Below are 23,838 nucleotides of genomic sequence, written 5' to 3' on the forward strand. Positions count from 1 at the left end.
CAACATGCCGATTTGGATCATTGCGAAGTATGAAATATTGCGTTTTATGCGTATGCGTTATGTACTCATTATTCAGTTTTTGATGCCGCTTTTACTTATTTTCATTTTGGGGTCGGCGCTCTCAGGTGCGTTCAAAATGGAAGATCGGACACTGAAGCCCGTTAAGGTAGATGTGGTACAGTCAGATTCAGGCGTCTTAAGCGCAGGGTTTACAAGCTTTCTCAGCACACCGGAGTTAATGAAGATTATACAGCCTATGAACATTCAATCACGTGAGGAAGCGGTAAAACGGCTCAAGTCAGGGGATTCGGAGTTTGCACTCATCATTCCAAGTGATTTTAGCAGCCGCGTGCTTGAAGGAAAAGAAGCAGAGTGGGAGATGTTACTAGGCCAGGATTATGGGCAGAATTTGACCGCTAAGATGACGCTTCGCTCCTTTTTGGATCAAGTTAATTACATGCAATCCGCGATGATTTCAGCAGGCCCTGGGGCTGCGGAACTACTGCAGAAACAAGGTAGTGACGGATCATTCAACCCGACAGCGGAGGCTTCTTCGCATGTACGGCTTGGTAAGCTTACTTCTTCTAATTCCAACTATACGGCAATGCAATATTACACAGCGTCTATGCTAGTCATGTTTTTGTTATACTCGGGCATGGGGGCGGCATTGGGTTTGCAAGGAGAGAAAGAAAAGCACACGTTATCCCGATTAAATGCGATGCCCATTCATGAATATCAAATTTTATTGGGTAAAATCTTAGGAAATATCTTCAGTTCGATCGTCCAGGCAGGGCTCGTTATTAGTGCTACCATTCTGTTTTATGGTGTCGATTGGGGAAATGACTTCTTCCATCTCTTCCTGGTTTGCTTATTGATTATCGTCGCTTCGATGAGTCTAGCGATATTGATTATGCTGGCAGCGAAATCGTCTAAAGCAATCAGCACGACGTTCCAAATGCTCATTCTTGTCATGACTTTCCTAAGTGGAGGCTTCACACCTCTTCCAGAAGGTCTTCTGCAGCGGATGGGAGAGATTACGCTCAATCACTGGGCCATGCAGAGTATGTTTCGTATAATGCTCGGAAGTGACGCTGCAATCATAGGGCATCATATATCGATTTTGGCGTGTATTAGCGGGGGATTGTTGCTTCTTTCCCTGATTGTGTATCGGAAGGCGGGATATCATGAATAGCTTATTTATAGCGCTCAATATGCTGCGTCGTACACTTTTTCAGAAAAAAGGCTTTCTGATGTATTTAGTCATTCCAGCAGCAGCGGTTTCACTAATCATTGGTGTACTTGGTCAACAGAGCGAGCACGGGGTTGATATTGCTTATATCAATTTGGATCGGGGAGCGATGGGTTCCCATCTCTTGCAAGAACTTTCGATGCTGCCAGATTATCGGCTCAAAGAAGAAGCTTCTGAAACTGCGCTTAAAGAAGTTGTCACGAAGCAAAAAGTGAGCAGCGCCTTTCTAATTCCTGAAGGATTCAGCGAGACGTTGATGAAAGGTGCATCTGCGCAAATAGATATGTACCAACTAAACATCAATGAGGCTTCGATCACGCTCAAAATCAATCTGGATAGTATTCTATCTAGATATCAAGGAACGATTGAACTGCATAGCCAGCAAGGGCTCCAAGAAGCAGCGCTTCGTGAAGCAGTGGAGAAGACTATTTCTCAGATGGAGAAGCATCAGGTGAACGCGCAAGTCACTGATCTTAATTTGTATGTGAACCCGAATATGAATAGGGTAATAGGTTTCATGCTGATGTTCATGATGGGGTTAATCAATAATACCGTTTCCGTGATTATGGATGATCGAAGACAACGCACAATGGCAAGAACGTATTCAGCGCCCATTCATTCTTTCGAAATTATACTTGGGAATTTCATAGGCAGTTTCTTGGTTGGAACGCTTCAGGTGCTTGTCATCCTGTTGTTTACGCGTTATGTAACGAATTATGAGTATGGACTTCCGTTTGTATCGCAGTTTATTTTGTTGGAGTTTTTTTTACTAGCATGCATGGGAATTGCCAGCGCGGTAGCTAGTATGGTTAAGAATGCGTCGAATATGGGCATGATTAATTCTCTCGTCGTTACCCCAACGTGTATGCTGGGCGGATGTTTCTGGCCGATCAGCCTGATGCCGGACTGGATGCAGAAGATTGCGAATTTCGTTCCGCAAAAGTGGGTGATTGAGGCCATTCAGCGAATGGCTTCTGGTCAGACTCTGTCCCAGATGTGGATGCACATGAGCGTACTCACCTTGTTTGGACTGATTCTTTTGGGTGTCGGTTCGGTCATTCTTAGACCGGGAGATGCTGAGGTTAGTTAACTAAAAATCAAAGGGCTACCTGCTTCTGCAGAATAGCCCTTTTGTTTTTAAGTGTATTAGATAAAGAAAGCGCTAGAAATAATTACCAACAAAATGAAGAGAACCAAAACGGCTGCGGAAGATCTATAACCACCGACACCTGCGTCATAACCCATTTAAATCACCCTTTCGTTTAAAAATCTGTTCGTTTGTCTTACGAGATAGCATATGGTGTTCCCCTATGGAATGAATGGGCTATTAGGTTTTACACTAATGATTGTGCTCCTGTACCTATTCGAACGATGATTTCGAGAAGATTGTGTTACAATGGTACAATAACGTCACTTGCCTGTACACAGGCCCCAGAAACATACGAGTAAAGGGAGAGAATGTAAATGGCCGTTACGGCGAATGAAGTTGCGGAATGGATGATGGAGCAGTTGAAATCCGCGGGTATTTTACATCAAAAAGAAGCGGTGGACTATATAATTCAACATTTTGGGGAATCCTTCATCTATGTGAACGAGAATGGGAATCAAGCGATTTCCAAAGATGTGAAGAAAATATTTAAAAAACTTCATGGCGGTAAAGCAGCTTGGGAGCGCGATGGATTTTTCTGGGGATGGCATTAAACACGTAGGTACTGCATAGGCAGAGGCCGTAGTCTTCCCGTTTAGGGCTGAAGCCGTTAGTATACAGGCATCAGCTTTTTTTGTACGTTTTTCCTTAAAAAAATGTCAATAATCCAAGTTGCTAAAACATAGAATTCATAATAAGATAAGAGTAAGCAGATAAGTTGTCTGAATATTTAAATAAAATAATATGCGCCAATTATGGAGGGGATTGCCGTGAGTAAGAGTCATGAAGTGGAGTATTGCAACCTAGAGTTACGATTTGATCGCCGGCTAATCCGGAACTTCATTAAAGCACTCATTCAGGAAGGTTATTCTCTGTATTGGAACGAAAGCGAGCTGCAGTTCATCATTTCCATTCGCACAGGACGCAAGCTGATTAAGCTGAAGTTCGAACGAATCGGTGAAAAGTATAAAATTGTAGGCAATTATTCCTTCAAAGATGAGAAGCTCGCCGAAATGATGGAGAAGCTGATTGGTGATACACGTGGTCATGCTGTAGTAAAAAGATTCAAGGATCGGCAAATTCTCATTGAGAATATTATGTTCGGTGAAATTATTCGAATGGTAGAGATTAGCGGTATCGAACATAAAGTGCTGTATCAGAAGGAGCCTGCCGTGACCGTAGAGGAAGTCATGCAAGCGCTGCGATCCAAACGTACCGACGATCGGATTCCTATTTTACGTATGGAGCTGGATTACGAACTGGCTACTCTGCATGATGCTATGGCTTCAGGTGATGTCAAAGCGGTCATGGAGAGTAAAACCAAGCTGATCGAAATGAGACAAGAAATGCTCTTATTGGAGATGTGAAAATGAATATTGGAATCAAATAAAGAGAGAGTCTGTATCTAGTTAATAGATAGGGCCTCTCTTTAAATTTTTTGTGAAATTACGCTTGTTAACCCGAAAGTCATCGTATATAATCAATTTATGAAAGTTAAAGCACTTTAACTTTTACGGTGAATCTTTTTTTGATACTACCATAATATGTGTTTATTTTCTAAAATAAAAGAGGAAGTAAACGATAAAAGTTAAAGCGGTTAAACTTTAAGTGATGATAATTCACAACAAAGAAAACAGTGGAAGGAGTCGGGCTACTCACAGATTGATGAGCTGTTCATAAACGAGCTGGCAAGCGTCGAAAATGGCGATACTGCATTTGCATTCCTCCTGTATATTTGAAACGCTAATTGTGATACTTTGGAAACATGCTGTAAATCGACTTGATTACTGAAATTTAGAGCTACAGGAGTTGTTTTAATATGAAAGTAAGCATCTTTGACGTCGCCAAGAGAAGCGGTTTGTCAGTCGTCACCGTTTCTCGGGTCATTAATCAAGCTGGTACTGTACGTGAAAAAAACCGCCAAAAAGTGCTGCAAGCGATGAAAGAGTTAGATTACCATCCGAATGCAGCTGCACGAAGCTTGGCTCGTGGCAAGACGGGTATCATTGGACTCGGCATTACCACATTAAATGATTCTTTCTTGGATGCAGTAGTCAAAGAGATTAACGATCGGCTTGCTGAAAAAGGTTACTTCTTAGCGCTTTCGATATCAAGAGATGTGTTCGCATCTTTCGATAATTCTATGTTCCAAGAGGACCGTGTGGATGGTGTTATTATGCTCTCGCCGGTTCATGAGGATGATTATGTCATGGAATTGAAAAAGAAGAAAATTCCTTTCGTCATGTTGGATAATCAGCATATTCATCCATCGATATCCTCTGTAATCATTGATAATTATAAAGGTGGTTACGAAGCCACGAAACATTTAATTGACCTAGGCCACACGGAGATTGCCCATATTTCCGGGCTTGCACCTTACTTAAGCAGCAGCGAGCGGCGGCGCGGTTTCGTCAGTGCGATGCAGGAGGCAGGTTTGGATCCTTCTTGGATTGAAAAAGGTGATTTTAGCATCACCTCCGGTTATCAAGCGGCAAGTGGCTGGATTCAGTCGGGAAAACTTCCGAGTGCGGTATTTGCCGCAGATGATCTGACGGCTTTTGGTGTGATGGACGCGCTCAAAAATGAGGGCTACAAAATACCGCGTGATATGTCAATTGTTGGTTTTGATGATCAGATTTTCTCGGAGGAATTCCGCCCCAGGTTAACTACCGTTCGTCAACCGGCGGACAAAATGGGGCAGCAAGGCGTTGATATTTTGCTTAAGTGGATTGATGGTACAGCCAAACGCAATATAACGGTGCAATTGGAACCGGAATTAATCATTCGAGAATCCACCATAAGTAAACGAAACTAGAGATGATGGATATATTCAGGAGTTGAAAGCATGAAATATTATTTGGGTGTAGACGCAGGCGGGAGTAAAACCTACACACTCGTAACAGATGAACATGGACATATAATCGGTAAAGGGCACAGCGGCAATGGCAATCATCAACTTGGTGTAGAACAAGCACTCGGAAATATTACAAATTCCGTAGCCATGGCTCTACAGCAGGCGGGACTTACACTCAGTGACATTGAATATGCTTTTTTCGGCCTTGCTGGCGCAGATCGACCGATTGATTATACGATCCTTCGCCCGCTAATTGGCGGACTGGGATTCGCGAATTATGGTTTTGATTGTGATACCATGATTGCATTGCGTGCGGGTACGTCACAGCCTTTTGGCGTTGTTTTAATCTGCGGAAGTGGAACGAACAGTGCCGGCAAGAACAGGCAGGGTGATTTTTTTCAATGTGGAGGCTTCACCTACCAGTTTGGTGATTTTGGCGGGGGAGGCACTCTTGCCGTAGAGGCTTTCCGTTCTGTCATTCGGTCATGGGATGGCAGGGAGCAACCCACGATGCTGACTGAGCTGCTGATCAAGTTTCTTGGCTATAATTCGGTGCAGGATATGTTTGATGATTTTCTGGATAACAACAAATCCGTACCGCTCCATACGACCAAACTGTTGTTCCAAGCCGCGGCGCAGGGAGATGAAGTCGCCTGCCGCATTCTCAGGGTGCAAGGGGAAGAGCTTGGGAAGTCAGCCACAGCTGTAATTAAACGTTTAAACATGGAGCAAGAGACTTTTCAAGTTGTGCTTGCGGGCAGTGTCATTGCAAGAGGTGACGGGCCATTTATTCATTCTTATATTGAAAAGGCAGTGAGCGAAGTCGCCTCCAATGCGACAATTGTGAAATTGAACGTTGAACCTGTGGTTGGCGCAGTTTGGATGGCGATGGAAGCCGCAGGTAACCCCGTTACCATAGATGTGTACGAGAAACTCCGGACCGTGTCCGATTATCAAACCATACAATTATTAGATAAGACTAGGATGTGAGTGCAATGAGAGATGCATTGAAAATTGCCATCATTGGCGGAGGTTCATCTTATACGCCGGAAATCGTAGAAGGTTTTATCTTAAGATATGCCCAGCTGCCTGTAAGAGAGCTTTGGTTTGTGGATGTGGAAGCAGGTAAGCACAAGCTGGAGATCGTCGGTAATTTGGCAAAAAGAATGATCGAGAAGTCCGGTTTGCCGATCGAGGTGCACTTAACCTTGGATCGCAGAAAAGCGATCGAAAATGCGGATTTCGTAAGTACGCAAATGCGTGTAGGTCTTTTGGAAGCCCGTAAATGGGATGAGCATATTCCTAATAAATACGGTGTTATTGGTCAGGAAACGACCGGTCCGGGCGGGATGATGAAAGCGCTTCGTACGATTCCTGTACTGCTTGATATTTGTAAGGATATCGAAGAACTGAGCCCTAACGCGTGGCTGCTGAACTTCACGAATCCGGCAGGTATGGTGACTGAGGCGATTCATAAGTACTCCAAAGTAAAAAGCATAGGCCTTTGCAATGCGCCTATCGGCTTGCACAAATGGTTAATGAACAAGTATGATGCTGCTCCTGAACAGATCTACACCGAGTTCGTTGGGTTAAACCATCTCCACTGGGTAACGCGTGCTGAAATCAGAGGCGAGGATAAATTAGCTGAATTGCTGGATCGCAAAGAAGAATATAGCGGCAAAAACGTACCGGCAAGCGAATGGGATGCGGATTTCTTGCGTTCGCTGCAATCCCTGCCTTCCTACTATTTGAAATATTTTTACATGACGGATATCATGCTTGAAGAACAGTTGGCGTCGCTCAAAGAAAATGGTACTCGGGCGGAAGTTGTGAAACGCGTTGAGGATGAATTGTTCGAGCTTTATCAAGATCCTGACCTGCAGGAGAAGCCTAAACAGCTGGAGAAACGCGGGGGCGCTTACTATTCCGAGGCAGCTGTCAATCTCATGGATTCCATTTACAATGATAAGCGGGATATTCAAACGCTGAACGTTATGAACGATAACATCATCGACTTTTTGCCGAAGGATGCTTGTATTGAAGTGAATTGTGTCATTACAGCGGGTGGTCCTATTCCAATGGGCTTGACCAAAGTTCCTGAACATGTCAAAGGCCTTATTCATGCAGTCAAAACATATGAACGCCTCACCATTGAAGCTGCTGTTACAGGCAGTAGAGATCTCGTTCTACAAGCGTTGGTTAACCATCCTTTGGTTCCGTCAGTGGCAGTAGCCAAGACGCTTATGGAAGAAATGCTGGAGAAGAATAGAGCGTATTTACCGGCTTTTTTCAAATAATACAAGAAGAGGAAGCTCCTTGAGAAGGGAGTTTTTTTGTTGTGAAATAGACTATTGTTAACGTGTGCATAGATGTGATATGCTTCTGATAGAGGTGAAGGTATGAGCGTTACCATTAAGGATATTGCCAAGCTTGCAGGTGTGTCTCATACAACGGTTTCCAGAGCACTGAACAACAGTCCGCTCATTCAAGAGGAGACAAAGGAGCGCATCCGAATCATCGCTGAACAGATGGATTACACGCCTAATTACAGTGCGAAGAGTTTGGTATTGGATCGTTCGTATAACTTGGGGCTGTTCTTTACCACACTAAGTAAAGGAACTTCCGCCGGCTTCTTCTATGAAGCTATCCGTGGTGTCAATAGTGTCATACAGGATCGTTACCAATTGATCGTTAAAGGGATTGATGATTACACCAGTTTTCACTCGATTACGAGGAAAAGCTTCGACGGTATTGTTGTTGTCAGTCAGAGTGATGACGATCAAGCCATCATTGACCACATTGCCAGTAAAGGTATCCCGCAAGTTGTGCTGAATCGCCCTGTTGAAACTTCAGGTGTGCTGAATGTTCTCTCCGATGAGGAGCAAGGCGCATTTCTGGCAGCCTCTTATTTGATTGAGCAGGGACATAAGCGAATTGCTCTCGTTGAGGGTCGCAAAGGATTTAAATCCGCTCAGAATCGGAAAGACGGCTTCGAACGAGCGATGAAGCATTACCAGATTACTGTTCCACCCGTATATCGCATGCCGGGACTGTACGATCTGGAGAGCGGACATAAGGCCATGCAGCAATTTTTGACGCTGGATGAAAGACCGACGGCCGTATTTTGCTGTAATGATGAAATGGCGCTTGGGGCAATGAAAGCGGTGTCGGAAGCCGGGATGAACGTGCCTAACGATATCTCAGTGGTAGGTTTTGACGACACAGTATTCGCAGCCTACGTAACCCCAGCACTGACAACCGTTCGCAGACCGATTGAGCAAATTAGTAGAGAAGGCGCTTTGCGACTTCTTGGAAATATAGAAAATAAGCAGCACGAAACGGAGCAGTTGCTTTTAAAAACAGAGTTGATCGTGCGGGAATCCGTACGGTTATTGACGCCATAAGGAAAGAGGGATTAGTCGATGAGCATTCTGAGAGAGTTATTAATTGATATTCCGATTCCCAAAATGATTAAGATTCGGCAGAAGTTTGATCGTACCATTTTGGAAAATCCAGAATTGGAATTAGTGAATAAACTTGCCAGCAGCGGAGTTATGGAAAGCATTCATCCCGGTCAGCAGGTTGCTGTTGCTGTGGGAAGCAGGGGGATCGCTAATATCGCTGGCTTCACCAAAACGACCATTGACGCCATAAAAGATAGAGGTGCGTTCCCGTTTATCGTACCTTGTATGGGAAGTCATGGTGGTGCTACTGCCGAAGGACAAACGGAGGTATTGCAGCATTTTGGCATTACGGAAGCCTCGATGGGTGCCCCTATCCGTTCTTCCATGGAAGTCGTGAAGATCGACCAACTGCCTAACGGCTTGCCGGTTTATGTTGATCGCATTGCTTCTGAGGCAGATGCTATTGTCGTTATTAACCGCGTGAAGCCGCATACGGCGTTTCGTGGACGTATTGAGAGCGGGATCATGAAGATGATCGCCATCGGGTTAGGGAAGCAGAAAGGCGCTGAAGCCTGCCACCAGCTTGGCTTCAAGTATATGGCTGAGAATGTGCCGGCCATGGCCAATTTGATGATCGAGAAGCTGCCCATCGTGTTTGGCGTCGCGCTAGTAGAAAATGCCTATGATGAGACATGCCAAGTGGAAGTGCTGCCTGCAGCTGAAATTGAAGTGCGGGAGGAACAACTGCTAATTGAAGCAAAATCGCGTCTGCCGAAGATTTTATTCGACGAAATCGATGTTCTTGTCATTGATTATATTGGCAAAAATATTAGCGGCGATGGCATGGATCCCAATGTTACCGGCCGCTACCCAACACCATACGCGCATGGCGGCCCAGAGGTTGCCAAAATGGTTGTTCTGGACTTAACGCCAGAAACGAAGGGTAACGCCAACGGTGTAGGAACAGCTGATTTCACTACTCAAAGACTAGTGGATAAAACGAATTTGGAGTTCACTTACGCGAACGGACTAACGTCAACCGTATGTGCGCCTACCAAGATCGCAACAACGCTGGAGAACGATTTCTACGCGATCAAAGCAGCGGTTAAAACCTGTAACATTCTAGATTATACGACCTGCAAGCTAGTTTGGATTCAAGATACACTTCATCTGGGCGAAATTGAAATTTCCGTGAATTTGTTAGATGCAGCTCGTCAGCATCCGGATATTGAAATTCTATCAGAACCATATGAACTTTCATTTGATGCAGAGGGGAATATTAGCAAATGACAGTTGATACAGTCAGAGATAAGCCTTACATTGTCGCGGCGGATATTGGGACAACGAGCACGAAGACGCTCGTGATCGATCGGGATGGTCGAGTTCTAGCCTCGCACTCTATTGAATATCCCCTTTTCACACCAGCCGCTGATCGGGCCGAACAAGATCCGGATCAAATCTTCAATGCTGTTGTCCAAGGAATTGGCGCTGTTGTTCGCAAGATTAGTATCACAGCTGACCAAGTGCTCTGCGTCTCCTTCAGCTCAGCCATGCACAGCCTCATTGCTGTTGACGAGAAGACGAAGCCACTGACCCCATGCATTACCTGGGCGGATAATCGCAGTGCGCAATATGCGGAAGAGCTTAAGCGCAGCGGCCTAGGTCAGCAGATTTACTCGCGTACAGGAACGCCGATTCACCCGATGTCACCACTTCTCAAATTGATGTGGTTCCGTGATAACGAGCCAGGGCTCGTCAAGGAAACTTACAAGTTCATTGGCATCAAGGAGTACGTCTTCGCGAAGCTGTTTGGTCGTTATCTCATTGACCATTCACTAGCCAGTGCAACAGGGCTATTCAATCTGGAGAAGCTCGATTGGGATGAAGAAGCGCTTGGTCAGGCCGGTGTGACGCCGGAGCAGCTGTCTGAGCTGGTGCCGACAACGCACCGCGTAGAAGGGCTCAGCGCCGAGTTAGCCTCCGCAATGGGCTTGTCCGAGAACACGCCGTTCGTTATCGGCGCATCCGACGGCGTCCTCGCGAATCTCGGCGTAGGCGCTTTCGAGCCCGGTGTCGTCGCCGTCACTATCGGCACCAGCGGTGCCGTGCGCAGTGTCGTCACCAAGCCGCAAACCGACCCCGAAGGCAAGCTGTTCTGCTATGCGCTAACAGAAAACTTCTGGGTCGTGGGCGGACCAATCAACAACGGTGGCATCGTTTTCCGTTGGGTGAGAGACCAGATCGCTACGGCGGAAGCAGAAGAAGCCCGCCGCCTGGGAATCGATCCCTATGATTATTTGACGGAGCTGGCGTCACAAGTTGCTGCGGGCTCTGATGGCCTGCTGTTCCTGCCGCTGCTTTCCGGCGAACGTGCGCCTTATTGGAACGCGAATGCACGCGGTGTTTACTTCGGGCTTTCACTTAGCCATCAGAAGAAGCATATGATTCGTGCAGCGCTCGAGGGTGTCATGTTCTCGATCCAAGCAGTTAGCGCTTCCTTGGAACGGATTATGGGACCTGCCACTGTGATTCGCGCGTCTGGTGGATTTGCCCGATCTGATTTTTGGCGCCAGATGATGACGAATATGCTCGGCACATCCGTTACTGTGCCGGATTCGATTGAAAGCTCAGGGATCGGCGCAGCTTTGCTAGGTCTGCTCGCGATGGGGGAAATCGAAGATCTATCTCACGCTCATCAATGGATTCAGGTAGGAAAGGCTCACGAGGTGAATGAAAACGATTATCGCATCTATCAACAATTGACATCTATTTATACAAGCGTATATCATCAGTTAAAAGATCAATTCGATGCGATTACCGCCTTTCAACAACAGCACCTACGGAGCCCTCAATGATAAATTAGCTTAGGCTTGTTAAGAAGGATTGACAAGCAAAATGCCGGAGGGGATGAAGACAATGAATTTATTCAATCTTACAGGGAAAACAGCAGTTATTATTGGCGGCAACAGCACACTTGGAGGGTCAATGGCTCTTGCTCTGGCTGGACATGGAGCGAAAGTAGCCATCGTCGGTCGTAATCAAGAGAAAAGTGATCAGGTTCGCCAGAGCATTGAAGCCATTGGCGGGGAAGCACATACCTTTCAAGCTGATGCTACGAGACGGGAAGATTTGGAGCTTGTTCTCAAAGAAGTTATCGCTTGGTCCGGCGGTGCGGATATTCTAATGAACTGCCCCGGCAAAAATAGTGCCACACCTTTCTTTGACATTTCCATGGAAGAATGGGATTCTATTATGGAGGTTAATTTGAAAAGTGTCGTGTTAGCCTGCCAAGTGTTTGGGAAATACATGGTTGATCGAGGAGAGGGAGGAAGTATTATTAATATTTCATCCGTTTCGTCAGATCCGCCGCTTTCCCGTGTATTCACTTACTCCGCTTCCAAAGCAGCTGTCAATAACATTACGCAGAATCTAGCCCGTGAATTCGCTCCTAGCCGAGTGCGTGTTAACGCGATTATTCCTGGATTCTTCCCGGCGGAGCAGAATCGTAAGATTCTATCGCCGGAACGTGTCGAGTCCATCATGCGTCATACGCCAATGAATCGATTCGGTGAAGCGTCTGAGCTTCAGGGTGCTGCTGTGTTCCTTGCTTCTGAACAAGCTTCTAGCTTTGTAACAGGTTCTGTTTTAAGAGTGGATGGCGGTTTTGGCGCGATGACGATTTAAATATTTATTTATCGGAAGGGTGTATGAGAGAGATGTCTAAACAACAAATTGGTGTAGTCGGTCTAGCGGTTATGGGTAAAAACTTGGCTTTAAACATTGAGAGCAGAGGATTCACTGTATCCGTTTTTAACCGTTCTGCTGAAAAAACAAAAGAGCTTCTGCAAGAAGCCCCAGGCAAACAATTAGTAGGTACATACAGCATTGAAGAATTCGTGCAATCGCTCGAAGTTCCACGCAAAATTTTGATTATGGTTAAAGCAGGCGGTCCTACTGACGATACCATTAACCAACTAGTTCCTTATTTGGATAAAGGCGATATCCTGATCGATGGAGGCAATGCGTTCTTCCCAGATACGCAGCGCCGTAATAAAGAGCTTGCTGAGCAAGGTATCCGCTTCGTTGGCACGGGTGTTTCCGGCGGTGAAGAAGGCGCGCTTAAAGGCCCATCTATTATGCCAGGCGGACAAGAAGACGCATATAAACTCGTTGAGCCTATTCTTACTGCGATTTCTGCCAAAGTGGGCGACGATGCTTGCTGTACTTATATCGGACCTGATGGCGCTGGTCATTACGTGAAAATGGTGCATAACGGCATTGAGTATGGCGATATGCAGCTTATCTGCGAAGCCTACCAATTGTTGAAAGATGTTCTGAATGTAAGCGTAGAAGAGCTTCACGAGATCTTCACAGAATGGAATAATGGCGAGCTCGACAGCTACTTGATCGAAATTACACGTGATATTTTCACCAAATATGATGCTGAAACCGGCAAGCCTATGGTTGATGTTATTCTGGATTCCGCTGGTCAAAAAGGAACAGGAAAATGGACCAGTCAAAGTGCTCTGGATCTAGGCGTACCGCTTTCCATTATTACAGAATCCGTATTCTCCCGTTTCATCTCCGCGATGAAGGAAGAACGCGTAGCGGCAAGCAAAGTGCTCAAAGGACCTGATGCTCCAGCCTTTACAGGCGATCGCAAAGCGTTTATCGAGGCTGTTCGCCAAGCGCTTTACGCAAGTAAAATTTGTTCTTATGCCCAAGGCTTTGCTCAAATGAGAGCTGCTTCCGAGGAATATAACTGGGATCTGAAATATGGCAATATCGCGAAGATCTTCCGTGGCGGCTGTATCATTCGTGCTAGATTCCTGCAAAATATTATGGAAGCCTATGACCGTGATCCTGGACTCAAAAACCTGCTGCTTGATTCTTACTTCAACGGTGTTGTAGACAACTATCAACAATCATGGAGACAAGTCATTGCAGAAGCGGTTACTCGCGGTATTGCTGTTCCTTCTTTCGCATCGGCACTTGCCTACTACGATAGCTACCGTACGGAAAGATTGCCAGCTAACTTGCTGCAAGCGCAGCGCGATTATTTTGGTGCACACACGTTCCAACGTGTGGACAAAGAAGGTTCCTTCCACTACAATTGGATGGAAAACTAAGAGGATAAGGCTTTTTAAGCCTCTTCCTGCAAACCGTATGCCGCTTCACGCAGCCACATTTTCAAACGATCGGCTTCTTGATCAAAGCCGTTCCGTCTGTGGATGAGCATCAGGGAGACTTCGGCAAAATAGCGAAAATTTCTTAATAATCGTGGTTGAGTAAGACCTTGCATAAGCGGGTCTTCTTCAGCCACTTTTTTCTTAATAAACTCCAGTATCCACACAACATCCTCTTTGCAAAGCGTATAGCTTGGGTGTAAAATTTGCTCCAGTTTGCCTTTTGTGCGGTTTTGATAGGCAACAGTTGGGTTCAAAGCTCCATCTCTCCTTGTCGGCATATGGTCTCTCTTAAAATCTTAACTGTTTGTGCTGGAATTTATTCACACTACTATATGATTTTTTGGTGGATTGTATTCATGTCGATTTGGCTATGTTATGATGTTGGGAAAGTTTGTATGAACAGCATATGGGAAAAGGGGATTAACGTGACAGCAAGCAATATTGTACTTGTAGGATTTATGGGGACAGGGAAATCAACTGTTGGAAAGAAGCTGGCAGAGCATCTGGGTTGGATCTTTCAAGATTCGGATGCGGCTCTGGAAGAAGAGTATCAGACAAGCATTTCTGACTTGTTTCGTATTCATGGTGAATCGCATTTTCGCGCTTTGGAAAGTAAGGCGCTGGAACATATATTAGCTCGTAAAGGACAAGTTGTGGCTACTGGCGGCGGCGCAGTGCTGGCCGAGTGTAATCGAGATTGTATGCTGCAGAATGGCTTTGTGGTAGCGTTGAAAGCATTACCAGAGATCATCATTCAAAGAGTGAGCAGCGATACCAGTCGTCCTTTGCTGCAGGGGAATTTAGAGGAGCGCGTTCACCTACTGCTTGAACAACGTAAGTCTGCTTATGATTTCGCGCATTCGGTTATTGATACAACGCAATTAACAACGGACGAGATTACCGCACTTATCATCCAGCAAGCTGAAATTTAGGAGGAGGGGACAAGCTAAGAAGCTTAGTCCTCCCACTCCAGCATGCCGCCTGTCATGTTTTTAAGACCTTTATAGCCTTGTGCCTCCAAGAAGCTAATTGCGCGCCCACTGCGGTTTCCGCTGCGGCAAACGAGAATAAGCTCTTCGACTTGGGGGATTTCATTGATGCGGTCTGGCAATTGAGCTAGCGGAATATGTATAGCTCCTTGGATGATACCGGCAGCTACTTCTTCGTCTTCGCGAACATCGACAATCGCTAAATTTTCGCCGCGGTCCAGTCTTTCTTTGATTTCGGATGGTAAAATCGTATCCATTTCGGACCTCCATGCTTGTTATGTAGGGAAAAAGCCCCATTACAAGTAATGATAGAAACAAAAAGTAAAGATGTCAAACCTACGGTTAATAAACAGGAGTTGTGTAATCATGCTCTACATTGGTTTAGCCGGGATATTAGGCGCCATTGCCCGATTTGGGCTCTCCGCCTTATGGAATCCAACTTTGGCTTCCGTTTTTCCTTGGGGAACTTTTTTTTGTAATTTAATCGGTTGTCTGATACTTGGGTTTATAACGTTCGCCGAAAAGCTTCCCATACCGACTAGACTTCGACTACCAATAACAACAGGTTTTATTGGATCTTTTACAACGTTCTCTACCTTTAGCTATGAAACCATAAACATGCTAAACCATGGGCATATGATCCTTGCCGCAATTTATGTTTTGGGAAGTTTATGGGGAGGACTCGGTGCTACATGGATGGGTGTCCGTATAGGTGAGTCTGTTCGAGGGGGAGTTCGTCGTTCATGATGATTTGGTTATGGCCCATTTGTCTGGTAGGTTTTGGAGGTTTCTTTGGCGCAATTTGCCGATTTCAGCTAGGGACATACATGGCAAACAGGTTCCCAAGTTCTATTCCGTATGGTACACTGACTATAAATCTTTTGGGTTGTTTTTTGCTTGGCCTGTTGATGAGATATCATTCATTTGACGATTGGAAATTGTTGATAGGTACGGGTTTTATGGGTGCTTTCACCACATTTTCCACATTGAATCTCGAAAGCATTAAGCAGCTCCGAGCTGGACTATGGCAAGCTTGGATCCTATATACACTACTCAGTTATACCGGTGGAATTCTTATGACTTTCCTCGGATATTACATATAAGCACATACGAAGGAGAAATCAACGACATGAAAGCCATCGTGAAACCAACCGACCATCTACAAGGGGAAATAAACGCTCTCTCATCCAAAAACTACACTACCCGCTATTTGCTAATTGGTGCGCTTGCGGACGGGACGAGCACCATCTATTATCCGGCTCATAGTGAAGATAGTGATGCCATGAGACGTTGTGTCCGTGATTTGGGCGCTATTATTGAAGAAGATGATGAGAAAATCGTTATTACGGGTTTTGGTAAGAATCCCAATCATGTTTCTGAGCTTAATGTAGGGAATGCCGGTGCTGTACTTCGCTTTTTGATGTCTACAGCCGCTTTTTGTCCAGATGTGACATTCGTAAACACGTATCCTGAATCTCTGGGCAAGCGCCCGCATGATGATCTCATTGTTACTTTGCAACAAATGGGTGTGGAAGTACAACATTCTAACGGACGTCTGCCGATAACTATTAAAGGGGGGCAACCGCGCGGTGGTAAGCTCACTGTTTCCGGTAATGTCAGTTCCCAGTTCCTAAGCTCTCTCTTATTTATGACACCTTTGCTAGAAGAGGATAGTGAAATTGAAGTGCTGCATGATTTGAAATCCAAAATCATTGTAGGTCAAACACTTGAAGTGTTAGAACAAGCTGGTATTATTGTGCACGCCAGCGATGACCTAATGCACTACCGCATTCCAGGTAGACAATCCTATCAAGCCAAAGAATATGTCATTCAAGGCGATTATCCGGGCTCTGCTGCGATTCTAGCAGCTGCGGCAGTGACGAATTCAGATGTACGCGTTCTTCGTCTTGAAGAGAATAGCAAGCAGGGTGAGAAGGCTTGTGTGGATGTCCTGCGAGCAATGGGTGTCAATTTAACTCATGACAATGGTGTTGTGCATGTGAAAGGCAACCAGAAGCTGGTTGCTGGCGAGTTTGATGGTGATCACTTCACAGATGCCGTGCTTGCTATGGTTGCAGCAGCTGTATTTGCAGAAGGTACTTCTCGGTTCTACAATGTCGAAAATTTACGTTATAAAGAGTGCGACCGTATCACCGATTATTTGAACGAGCTGCGTAAAGCCGGTGCTGATGTTGAAGAACGCCAAAGTGAAATTATTGTGCATGGTAAACCACAAGGTGTCACAGGCGGGGTCGAAATTAATGCCCATTTCGATCACAGAGTCATTATGGCTTTAACTGTTGTAGGTCTTCGTTCTGAGAAGGGTTTGATTATTCATGATGCCCATCATGTGGCCAAATCCTACCCGCAGTATTTTGACCATTTACGTTCCATTGGTGCTCAGGTTGAACTTGTGAGTGAGACATAGATTCCCAAAACAACGAATGGGTGAGTCAGCATGACGATTATTTGGCAGGGTTTAAAGGTGACGTTCGGTTTCTTCCTCGTTGCTGGACTTGTGTTTGCAAGCAGTGTAATTGCTGTATTGCTGTATGCCAAAGCGACTGGTAAAGAACCAGCGTTATTTGCGTCAAGTCCTGCAATACTTGCCGCCAAGCCTTCAGCATCCGTGAAAGTAAATGAGGTTGCATCTCCGCCGCCAGCTATCCAGATAAAAAAATCAGCAATGATTGATGCGCCTGTCTTTGCACAACTACCAGAACTGCCAGCAGGCTGTGAAATAACAAGTTTAACGATGCTGCTGCAGTATCATGGTATTACAAAAACAAAAATGGAACTTGCTGCAGAAATGCCTAAGGATGATACACCAGCCACATTAAATGCGGACGGTTCAATTGCTTATTGGGGAAATCCTAATACAGGTTTCGTAGGCGATGTCACTCGGAAACAGAGAGGTTTTGGCATCTATCATTCCGGACTATTTCCACTGCTGAAATCGTATATACCTCAAGCCATTGACATTACAGGCGAGTCCTTCGAGATGTACGAGCAGCAGATTGCGAATGATATTCCTGTTATTATTTGGACAACGATTGATTTCAATTTACCTTACAAATGGGTAACTTGGGACACACCTAAGGGACCTATCCAGACGACATATGCTGAACATGCTGTATTATTGGTAGGATATGATGAGAATAATGTATACTTGAATGATCCATTAAGCGGAAAAAAGCAAGTGCAGGTAAACAAAAATCAGTTTATCGACAGTTGGACCGCAATGGGGAAACAAGGTCTCACATACTTGAAAAAATAGGAGGGAAACGCATGACTTTTGAAAATCCGTCAAGAGAGCACATTAAGGAGATCCTAGCGAGTGCGGGTAATATTGCCGTAGTGGGTTTATCTGATAAACCAGATCGAACATCGTATATGGTTTCCGCGGCTATGCAAAGCAGGGGATACCGGATCATTCCTGTCAATCCGAACGCCACCGAAATACTTGGCGAGAAGTGCTACGCCTCTTTATCTGATATTCCTGAACCCGTGGATATCGTCAATGTGTTTCGCCGTGCTGACCAAGTGGTTCCTGTCGCTGAAGAAGCCGTTAAAATTAAAGCGAAGGTTTTCTGGCTCCAGCTCGATATTGTGAATGAAGAAGCCGGACGTATTGCTAGCGAAGCCGGGTTAGAAGTCATTATGGACCGCTGTATTAAAGTGGAAGATGCGATTCTAAATCCTCGAAATAACTAAAATCATTGCACTTTGGACAAAACTAAAAACCGCTTTTCTCTTACCAAAATAGGTAAGGGGGAAGCGGTTTTCTGTATGTTGTCATTTTCTAATGAACATCCCAATGGCTTCCATAAATAAAAAATCAACAAGCGGAGAGAATAAAAAAGGCCCCAAAAAAGGTGCCCAAAAATATGAGAATCCGAGGAGGATTTACAAATGTACAACAATAACAACAGCTTTGGGAATGCTTCCCAAGGTTATCAATCTTCACAAGGTTTTCAGGGGAATAATGCGCAATACCAGGGTTTCCAAAAACAGTACCAACCTATTGGGGCTGTACAATCTTTCTATAATCAATCTAACGCTGGGCAAGCTAACCAAGGATTCAACCAAGGATTCAACCAAGGGAATTCTCAAGTAGCTCAAGCAACTTCTCAAGAGTCTTTTCACACTGCGAATTATCGTGGAAATCAACCAGGCCATGATGCTTACAAACGTAGCGATTCTTCGATGCCAACTCAACAACAACAATCAGGCTTCCAAAGCGGATATTCTTCTTATATCCCAGTGAACAACCAATTTGCTTCTAATCAATCCCAACAATTTGGTTATGCATCTGCTCAACAACCATTTGTTTCTAGTCAGTTCGTTAGTTCTGCACAGTCGAATCAACAACCATATGGACAAGCTTACGTTTCACCAAACGCTTTCCATACGGCGAACTATCGTGGGAATCAACCAGGGCATGATGCGTATTTGCGTGGTGAATCCTCGACACCTTCTCAACAATCCTTCCAGAGTAGCTATGGATCGCAACAAAGCATGCAACAAAACAATCCACAACAATCGCTTCAATCCTTTAATCCCGGATTTAATAATCCAGGCATGGGGCAACAATTCGGATCCAATTCCTCGTTTTAATCGGGGAACCGTTTTGAATGAGTTTATGAGCAGGTCGAATACCGACCTGCTTATTTTGTTTTGACAAACAGGCTAACAAGCTTTACGATTTGATAAGAGTGGGCTTATGCTTACGAGGCAGTTTTCTTCGAATATGCTGAGCTTATGCTTACGATGTCAGTTTTGCTAAAGCAAAACTCTTAGGAGGTAGCATACGTTTGAACTGGATGGGGAACTTACAACAGCTTGGCCGCTCATTAATGCTGCCTACCATTGCGCTTCCTATTGCTGCTGTGTTGCTTCGTCTAGGGGATCTACCTTGGGATGTCATTCACGCATCTAGCTTAGGGGATATGCTGCTGTTGGCTGGGAATACGGTCTTCGATTATATACCAATCATATTCGCTGTTGGTGTGGCGCTAGGCCTTACAGAAAGTGCTGGGATTGCTGGTTTATCAGCCATGCTGGGCTATTTTATGTTCACAAGACTTATTGAACATGAGCTGGGGACTCAATTTCAACTGGGTGTACCAGGTGGGATATTAATTGGATTACTGGCAGCTATTATTTATCATCGCTGTAAAGAGATTAAGCTCCCGGAATACATACAATTTTTCGGTGGCCCCCGCATAGTTCCGCTTATTATGGGGCTGTGCACGCTTGTAGTGTCTTATATTATGATCACTATTGGCCCCTATTTAGAAATGGGGATGGGCAAGCTCTCCAACTGGCTGCTTGGATTAGGCGGTGTAGGTGCCTTTGTTTATGGTATCGCGCATCGTCTTCTCGTACCGTCGGGTTTGCATCATATTTTGAATAACTTTTTCTGGTTTCAAGTAGGTGCTTATCAGACCCCAACGGGGCATATGGCTTATGGGGACTTACCTAGGTATTTTGCCGGGGATCCGACAGCGGGTATGTATATGGCCGGATTATATCCCATTATGATGTTTGCCCTTCCAGCAATCGCTTTTGCGATTATTGGGGAAGCGCGGGAAGATTTGAAGCCGAAGATTAAGGCGACATTCTTGACGGCAGCGCTAGCTTCTTTTTTAACCGGCGTCACTGAGCCTATTGAATTTGCCTTTCTCTTCGTAGCTCCGTATTTATTTGTTATTCATGCGATTTTATCTGGAGCGGCCATGTGGTTGGCTTATGAATTAAATATTCATCATGGTTTTTCTTATTCAGCCGGGGCCATCGACTATGTCATTAATTTGCACCTATCGCATAACGGTTTATTGCTCATACCGATCGGTATCGTTTATGGGCTTCTCTACTATTTCTTGTTCCGCTGGGCTATACGGCGGTTCCAGATTCCTACACCTGGTAGAGAAGAAGGATCTTCTCTCGAAGAGTGGGCAGGCGATATCCCATATCGATCTCCACTTATTTTGCAAGCACTCGGTGGGAAAGACAATATTAAGAAGATTGAAGCCTGCATTACCAGATTGCGTCTTACACTTGTCAATGATCGTTTGATGGACATCACGGCATTACGACACTTAGGAGCAGCAGGCGTCATCCGTCTTGGAGGAGGCAATGTTCAGGTCGTGTTCGGAACATTCTCAGAGCTAATTCGTGAAGAGATTATGAAAGTATTGCGCAAGGATATTCATGTGGTTTTATTTACTTCGCCAATGCAAGGACGCATGATCCCGATTGAAGAAGTGCCTGATCGTATCTTTGCTTCGCGTTTGGTAGGAAACGGCGTTGCTTTTATTCCCGAGAAAGGAGAACTGGTTTCTCCTGTTGCCGGGACCATTATGCACATTTATCCGACTATGCATGCCCTGGGCATCTTGACCGAGGAAGGTTTGGAGGTCCTGCTGCACATTGGCATCGATACGTCTAGCTTGCCAGGTAAATGTTTTAATGCGGTAGTAAAAGAAGGCGATCACGTGGAACCGGGGCAACTACTTGTTAAGTTTAACTATAATAAAGTTAAAAAATTCGCTTCATCGATGGCGACACCGATGATTATTACGAATCCCGATCTTGTTAAATCCTGGAGCTTTGCTCCATTTAAAGCTGTCAAAAAAGGCCAAGGTTCTGTGATGTCTGTTGTCCTAAAGCCTACTAAACAAACGGGGGGGACGAAGGGATGATCAGAGGAATAGGAGCGTCTTCAGGGATCGCGATGGGTCAGGCTTTTGTCATACCTACTTGGGAGTGGGATTTTCCTGAGAAAATGATTGATGTCACTGATTTGTCCTATGAGTTTGAACGTTTGTATGATGGTATTCGATCTTCCAAAGATGAGCTAGAGATCATTAAGCAAGAGATTAAGGATGTTGTAGGACAAGATCAAGCCTATATTTTTGATGCACATTTGGCGATTTTGGAAGATCCCATTTTTATGAACGAGATTCAAGGGATTATTGAGCTGCAGTACAAGGCGGCGGAAGTCGCCGTAAAAGAAGTTATCGATAAATTTGTCGATATGTTCAATCTTATTGACGACGAATATATGAAGGAACGAGCGCTTGATATTAAAGATGTCGGAAACCGGCTTCTGAAACACTTGCTTGGCGATACAAGCTCAACGGTACCACCGATCGACCATCCTTACATATTGGTCGCCAAGGAGCTAACACCATCTCAATTGGCTCATTTGGATCCAGCTAATGTGCTTGGTCTGTTAACGATTCTCGGTGGCACACATTCGCACGTATCCATTATGGCAAGAGCAATGTCCGTACCGTATGTGCTGGGTTTGGAAGGGAAGCTTCTACGGCCCATTCAAAATGGCGATTTCCTGATCATCGATGGACAAGAGGGTACCTTATACATCAATCCTGATAAAGTAACGATTGAGCGGTATCAAGCACGCAAAAAGAATTGGCTTGAGTTCAAAGAAAGCTTGCAAGAGATAGCTGACGTTGCTCCAGTAACGTTGGATAAGAGTTATGTGAATTTACATGCCAATATCAATTCCGTGCTGGAGATCGATCAGGTTTTACGCAATGGCGCTTCTGGGGTAGGTTTGTTCCGGACGGAATATCTTTACATGGACCGCGATTCGCTGCCCAGCGAAGAGGAGCAGTATGAAGTTTATCGTCAAGCAGCGAGACAGCTTAAAGGTCGCCCCATTGTAATCCGAACGCTTGATATTGGCGGAGATAAAAAGCTCGATTATTTGCCGCTTGCAAAAGAAGATAATCCATTTCTGGGGTATCGGGCGATTCGTATCTCGCTGGATCGTAAAGATCTATTTATGACACAGCTTAGAGCGATTCTAAGGGCCAGCCATTACGGCAACGTGAAAATTATGTATCCTATGGTAACTTCCTTGGATGAGGTGCGTCAGGCTAAAGCTCTTCTCGAGAAGGCCAAGGCGGAATTGCATGCACAAGGGTTGCTATATAATGCAAATATCGAAGTTGGATTAACGATTGAAGTGCCCGCTGCAGCTCTCATCGCGGATGTCCTTGCAAGTGAAGTGAATTTTATGAGCATTGGAACGAACGATCTTGTTCAATATGTATTAGCCGTGGACAGGATGAATGAAAACATTGCGCATTTATATAATCCTTATCATCCGGCAGTTATTAGGCTTCTCAAACATGTGATCGATTCGGCCAAAAGTGTAGGAATTCCCGTAGGCGTTTGTGGTGAAATGGCGGGTGACATCCGAGCGCTTCCGATATGGCTGGGATTGGGAATAGAAGAACTAAGTATTTCCGTGCAGACACTGTTACAAGTAAAACACCGTTTATTAAGCAGTGACGCTAAAAAGTGCAAACAGTTAGTCAATGAAATTCTAGTTTGCAAAACAAGTGATGAAATCATAGAATTGCTTGCTCAAACCGAACAAACAGAATCCATAGTAGGAGGAAATTAGCATGGAATTGACAGGAACGAAAGTATTAGCTTTTGTTGATGAAGAATTTGAAGACTTAGAAATGTGGTATCCCGTTTTACGTTTGCGTGAATCCGGGGTCGTTGTGGATATTGTTGGTCCTAAGGCAAAAACCGTGTATCACGGTAAATATGGTGTACCTATTACGACAGATTATGCCTTCGATGAAGTAAAGTCTTCCGATTACATCGGCCTTTATGTTCCGGGAGGATGGGCGCCTGATAAGCTGCGTCGTTATCCGGACGTGATTCGTCTTACACAGGAGTTTCACGCGGCAGTTAAACCTATTGCTCAAATCTGTCATGCAGGTTGGGTGCTGATTTCGGCGAAAATCGTAAAGGGGTACACGATGACGTCTACGCCAGGCATTCGAGATGATCTCGAAAATGCGGGAGCAACTTGGTTGGACGAAGAAGTGGTTGTCGATCGCAACATTATTTCTGGGCGTCGCCCACCAGATCTTCCCGCATTTTCCAAGCGATTTGTGGATGAGCTTATTCAATTTAATAAACAACAGGGAAAGTAACATTCAACTACCATAGGTGGCA

25 protein-coding genes are annotated in these 23,838 nt (G+C 45.0%); 22 read left to right on the forward strand and 3 right to left on the reverse strand.

Annotated elements, in window-relative coordinates; genetic code table 11:
* Positions 1-4 precede the first annotated feature (4 nt).
* Complete coding sequence (locus QFZ81_RS12390) at positions 5-1,192, forward strand: ABC transporter permease (RefSeq protein WP_307602933.1); 1,188 nt, start codon at positions 5-7, stop codon at positions 1,190-1,192.
* Positions 1,185-2,339, forward strand: a complete 1,155-nt coding sequence (locus QFZ81_RS12395; RefSeq protein ID WP_307602935.1) for an ABC transporter permease — start codon at positions 1,185-1,187, stop codon at positions 2,337-2,339. Before QFZ81_RS12390 ends, QFZ81_RS12395 begins: the two co-directional genes overlap by 8 nt.
* A gap of 56 nt (positions 2,340-2,395) precedes the next feature.
* On the opposite strand, the gene QFZ81_RS12400 is transcribed toward QFZ81_RS12395, so the two are convergent.
* Entirely contained in the window at positions 2,396-2,494 is a 99-nt protein-coding gene (locus QFZ81_RS12400; protein ID WP_307443928.1) for a YjcZ family sporulation protein, read from the reverse strand.
* Positions 2,495-2,713: 219 nt separating this feature from the next.
* Between QFZ81_RS12400 and QFZ81_RS12405 the strand changes: the two genes are divergently transcribed.
* The 10 genes from QFZ81_RS12405 to gndA all read left to right on the forward strand — a co-directional run bounded on the left by QFZ81_RS12405 (position 2,714) and on the right by gndA (position 13,783).
* Positions 2,714-2,950 (forward strand): DUF6953 family protein, encoded by a 237-nt coding sequence (locus QFZ81_RS12405; protein WP_056833181.1) that lies wholly within the window; start codon positions 2,714-2,716, stop codon positions 2,948-2,950.
* A 216-nt stretch (positions 2,951-3,166) separates the two neighbouring features.
* Entirely contained in the window at positions 3,167-3,763 is a 597-nt protein-coding gene (locus QFZ81_RS12410) for a hypothetical protein (RefSeq protein ID WP_171648607.1), read from the forward strand.
* Between the two features lie 452 nt (positions 3,764-4,215).
* Positions 4,216-5,211: a LacI family DNA-binding transcriptional regulator gene (locus QFZ81_RS12415; protein WP_307443922.1), complete on the forward strand. Its 996-nt coding sequence runs from the start codon at positions 4,216-4,218 to the stop codon at positions 5,209-5,211.
* A gap of 30 nt (positions 5,212-5,241) precedes the next feature.
* Complete coding sequence (locus QFZ81_RS12420; protein ID WP_307443921.1) at positions 5,242-6,240, forward strand: N-acetylglucosamine kinase; 999 nt, start codon at positions 5,242-5,244, stop codon at positions 6,238-6,240.
* Between the two features lie 5 nt (positions 6,241-6,245).
* On the forward strand, positions 6,246-7,547 hold the full coding sequence (locus tag QFZ81_RS12425) for a 6-phospho-beta-glucosidase (protein ID WP_307602937.1): 1,302 nt from the start codon (positions 6,246-6,248) through the stop codon (positions 7,545-7,547).
* A gap of 102 nt (positions 7,548-7,649) precedes the next feature.
* The gene (locus QFZ81_RS12430) at positions 7,650-8,654 is read left to right on the forward strand and encodes a LacI family DNA-binding transcriptional regulator (protein ID WP_307443919.1); all 1,005 of its coding nucleotides are present in this window, start codon (positions 7,650-7,652) and stop codon (positions 8,652-8,654) included.
* Between the two features lie 18 nt (positions 8,655-8,672).
* Entirely contained in the window at positions 8,673-9,944 is a 1,272-nt protein-coding gene (locus QFZ81_RS12435; RefSeq protein ID WP_307602939.1) for a nickel pincer cofactor-dependent isomerase, group 22, read from the forward strand.
* Positions 9,941-11,509 carry a gluconokinase gene (gntK, locus tag QFZ81_RS12440; protein WP_307443914.1) on the forward strand — a complete coding sequence of 523 codons (1,569 nt, stop codon included), beginning with the start codon at positions 9,941-9,943 and terminating at the stop codon, positions 11,507-11,509. The genes QFZ81_RS12435 and gntK overlap by 4 nt, the downstream gene beginning before the upstream one ends.
* A 61-nt stretch (positions 11,510-11,570) precedes the next feature.
* Positions 11,571-12,338, forward strand: coding sequence for an SDR family oxidoreductase (locus tag QFZ81_RS12445; protein WP_307602941.1), 768 nt, complete (start codon positions 11,571-11,573; stop codon positions 12,336-12,338).
* Between the two features lie 32 nt (positions 12,339-12,370).
* Entirely contained in the window at positions 12,371-13,783 is a 1,413-nt protein-coding gene (gndA, locus tag QFZ81_RS12450; RefSeq protein WP_307443910.1) for an NADP-dependent phosphogluconate dehydrogenase, read from the forward strand.
* A 14-nt stretch (positions 13,784-13,797) separates the two neighbouring features.
* Here gndA and QFZ81_RS12455 read toward each other — a convergent pair whose 3' ends face one another.
* Positions 13,798-14,121 (reverse strand): hypothetical protein, encoded by a 324-nt coding sequence (locus QFZ81_RS12455; protein ID WP_057302951.1) that lies wholly within the window; start codon positions 14,119-14,121, stop codon positions 13,798-13,800.
* A gap of 78 nt (positions 14,122-14,199) precedes the next feature.
* Between QFZ81_RS12455 and QFZ81_RS12460 the strand changes: the two genes are divergently transcribed.
* Entirely contained in the window at positions 14,200-14,775 is a 576-nt protein-coding gene (locus QFZ81_RS12460) for a shikimate kinase (protein WP_307602943.1), read from the forward strand.
* Between the two features lie 23 nt (positions 14,776-14,798).
* Here QFZ81_RS12460 and QFZ81_RS12465 read toward each other — a convergent pair whose 3' ends face one another.
* Positions 14,799-15,089, reverse strand: a complete 291-nt coding sequence (locus tag QFZ81_RS12465; protein ID WP_307443906.1) for a rhodanese-like domain-containing protein — start codon at positions 15,087-15,089, stop codon at positions 14,799-14,801.
* Positions 15,090-15,198: 109 nt separating this feature from the next.
* Here QFZ81_RS12465 and crcB (QFZ81_RS12470) point away from each other — a divergent pair, with 109 nt between their 5' ends.
* From crcB (QFZ81_RS12470) to QFZ81_RS12510, 9 genes are all read left to right on the forward strand, one after another.
* Positions 15,199-15,579, forward strand: a complete 381-nt coding sequence (gene crcB, locus QFZ81_RS12470; protein ID WP_307443905.1) for a fluoride efflux transporter CrcB — start codon at positions 15,199-15,201, stop codon at positions 15,577-15,579.
* Positions 15,579-15,935, forward strand: coding sequence for a fluoride efflux transporter CrcB (crcB, locus tag QFZ81_RS12475; RefSeq protein ID WP_307606882.1), 357 nt, complete (start codon positions 15,579-15,581; stop codon positions 15,933-15,935). The genes crcB (QFZ81_RS12470) and crcB (QFZ81_RS12475) overlap by 1 nt, the downstream gene beginning before the upstream one ends.
* Positions 15,936-15,961: 26 nt before the next feature.
* On the forward strand, positions 15,962-17,260 hold the full coding sequence (gene aroA, locus QFZ81_RS12480; protein WP_307602945.1) for a 3-phosphoshikimate 1-carboxyvinyltransferase: 1,299 nt from the start codon (positions 15,962-15,964) through the stop codon (positions 17,258-17,260).
* A 30-nt stretch (positions 17,261-17,290) separates the two neighbouring features.
* Complete coding sequence (locus tag QFZ81_RS12485) at positions 17,291-18,109, forward strand: C39 family peptidase (protein WP_307443896.1); 819 nt, start codon at positions 17,291-17,293, stop codon at positions 18,107-18,109.
* An 11-nt stretch (positions 18,110-18,120) separates the two neighbouring features.
* The gene (locus tag QFZ81_RS12490) at positions 18,121-18,546 is read left to right on the forward strand and encodes a CoA-binding protein (RefSeq protein ID WP_307602947.1); all 426 of its coding nucleotides are present in this window, start codon (positions 18,121-18,123) and stop codon (positions 18,544-18,546) included.
* Positions 18,547-18,744: 198 nt separating this feature from the next.
* On the forward strand, positions 18,745-19,449 hold the full coding sequence (locus tag QFZ81_RS12495; protein ID WP_307602948.1) for a hypothetical protein: 705 nt from the start codon (positions 18,745-18,747) through the stop codon (positions 19,447-19,449).
* Between the two features lie 197 nt (positions 19,450-19,646).
* Positions 19,647-21,536 (forward strand): glucose PTS transporter subunit IIA, encoded by a 1,890-nt coding sequence (locus QFZ81_RS12500; protein ID WP_307443891.1) that lies wholly within the window; start codon positions 19,647-19,649, stop codon positions 21,534-21,536.
* Positions 21,533-23,272, forward strand: coding sequence for a phosphoenolpyruvate--protein phosphotransferase (gene ptsP / locus QFZ81_RS12505; protein WP_307443888.1), 1,740 nt, complete (start codon positions 21,533-21,535; stop codon positions 23,270-23,272). The genes QFZ81_RS12500 and ptsP overlap by 4 nt, the downstream gene beginning before the upstream one ends.
* 1 nt (position 23,273) lies before the next feature.
* Positions 23,274-23,816, forward strand: coding sequence for a type 1 glutamine amidotransferase domain-containing protein (locus QFZ81_RS12510; protein WP_307602950.1), 543 nt, complete (start codon positions 23,274-23,276; stop codon positions 23,814-23,816).
* The last annotated feature ends 22 nt before the right edge of the window (positions 23,817-23,838 follow it).

This window comes from Paenibacillus sp. V4I9 (genome assembly GCF_030817295.1).
Lineage (GTDB): Bacteria > Bacillota > Bacilli > Paenibacillales > NBRC-103111 > Paenibacillus_E.

What these genes read in the sequence shown, in the direction of transcription:
- QFZ81_RS12395 (WP_307602935.1), top strand. Translation starts at nt 1,185, where the DNA reads ATGAATAGCTTATTTATAGCGCTCAATATGCTGCGTCGTACACTTTTT.
- QFZ81_RS12435 (WP_307602939.1), top strand. Translation starts at nt 8,673, where the DNA reads ATGAGCATTCTGAGAGAGTTATTAATTGATATTCCGATTCCCAAAATG.
- QFZ81_RS12405 (WP_056833181.1), top strand. Translation starts at nt 2,714, where the DNA reads ATGGCCGTTACGGCGAATGAAGTTGCGGAATGGATGATGGAGCAGTTG.
- QFZ81_RS12430 (WP_307443919.1), top strand. Translation starts at nt 7,650, where the DNA reads ATGAGCGTTACCATTAAGGATATTGCCAAGCTTGCAGGTGTGTCTCAT.
- QFZ81_RS12485 (WP_307443896.1), top strand. Translation starts at nt 17,291, where the DNA reads ATGACGATTATTTGGCAGGGTTTAAAGGTGACGTTCGGTTTCTTCCTC.
- aroA (WP_307602945.1), top strand. Translation starts at nt 15,962, where the DNA reads ATGAAAGCCATCGTGAAACCAACCGACCATCTACAAGGGGAAATAAAC.
- QFZ81_RS12390 (WP_307602933.1), top strand. Translation starts at nt 5, where the DNA reads ATGCCGATTTGGATCATTGCGAAGTATGAAATATTGCGTTTTATGCGT.
- QFZ81_RS12465 (WP_307443906.1), bottom strand. Translation starts at nt 15,089, where the DNA reads ATGGATACGATTTTACCATCCGAAATCAAAGAAAGACTGGACCGCGGC.
- QFZ81_RS12490 (WP_307602947.1), top strand. Translation starts at nt 18,121, where the DNA reads ATGACTTTTGAAAATCCGTCAAGAGAGCACATTAAGGAGATCCTAGCG.
- QFZ81_RS12460 (WP_307602943.1), top strand. Translation starts at nt 14,200, where the DNA reads ATGTCGATTTGGCTATGTTATGATGTTGGGAAAGTTTGTATGAACAGC.
- QFZ81_RS12495 (WP_307602948.1), top strand. Translation starts at nt 18,745, where the DNA reads ATGTACAACAATAACAACAGCTTTGGGAATGCTTCCCAAGGTTATCAA.
- QFZ81_RS12415 (WP_307443922.1), top strand. Translation starts at nt 4,216, where the DNA reads ATGAAAGTAAGCATCTTTGACGTCGCCAAGAGAAGCGGTTTGTCAGTC.
- QFZ81_RS12420 (WP_307443921.1), top strand. Translation starts at nt 5,242, where the DNA reads ATGAAATATTATTTGGGTGTAGACGCAGGCGGGAGTAAAACCTACACA.
- crcB (WP_307606882.1), top strand. Translation starts at nt 15,579, where the DNA reads ATGATTTGGTTATGGCCCATTTGTCTGGTAGGTTTTGGAGGTTTCTTT.
- QFZ81_RS12445 (WP_307602941.1), top strand. Translation starts at nt 11,571, where the DNA reads ATGAATTTATTCAATCTTACAGGGAAAACAGCAGTTATTATTGGCGGC.
- QFZ81_RS12425 (WP_307602937.1), top strand. Translation starts at nt 6,246, where the DNA reads ATGAGAGATGCATTGAAAATTGCCATCATTGGCGGAGGTTCATCTTAT.
- gndA (WP_307443910.1), top strand. Translation starts at nt 12,371, where the DNA reads ATGTCTAAACAACAAATTGGTGTAGTCGGTCTAGCGGTTATGGGTAAA.
- ptsP (WP_307443888.1), top strand. Translation starts at nt 21,533, where the DNA reads ATGATCAGAGGAATAGGAGCGTCTTCAGGGATCGCGATGGGTCAGGCT.
- QFZ81_RS12455 (WP_057302951.1), bottom strand. Translation starts at nt 14,121, where the DNA reads ATGCCGACAAGGAGAGATGGAGCTTTGAACCCAACTGTTGCCTATCAA.
- crcB (WP_307443905.1), top strand. Translation starts at nt 15,199, where the DNA reads ATGCTCTACATTGGTTTAGCCGGGATATTAGGCGCCATTGCCCGATTT.
- gntK (WP_307443914.1), top strand. Translation starts at nt 9,941, where the DNA reads ATGACAGTTGATACAGTCAGAGATAAGCCTTACATTGTCGCGGCGGAT.
- QFZ81_RS12510 (WP_307602950.1), top strand. Translation starts at nt 23,274, where the DNA reads ATGGAATTGACAGGAACGAAAGTATTAGCTTTTGTTGATGAAGAATTT.
- QFZ81_RS12400 (WP_307443928.1), bottom strand. Translation starts at nt 2,494, where the DNA reads ATGGGTTATGACGCAGGTGTCGGTGGTTATAGATCTTCCGCAGCCGTT.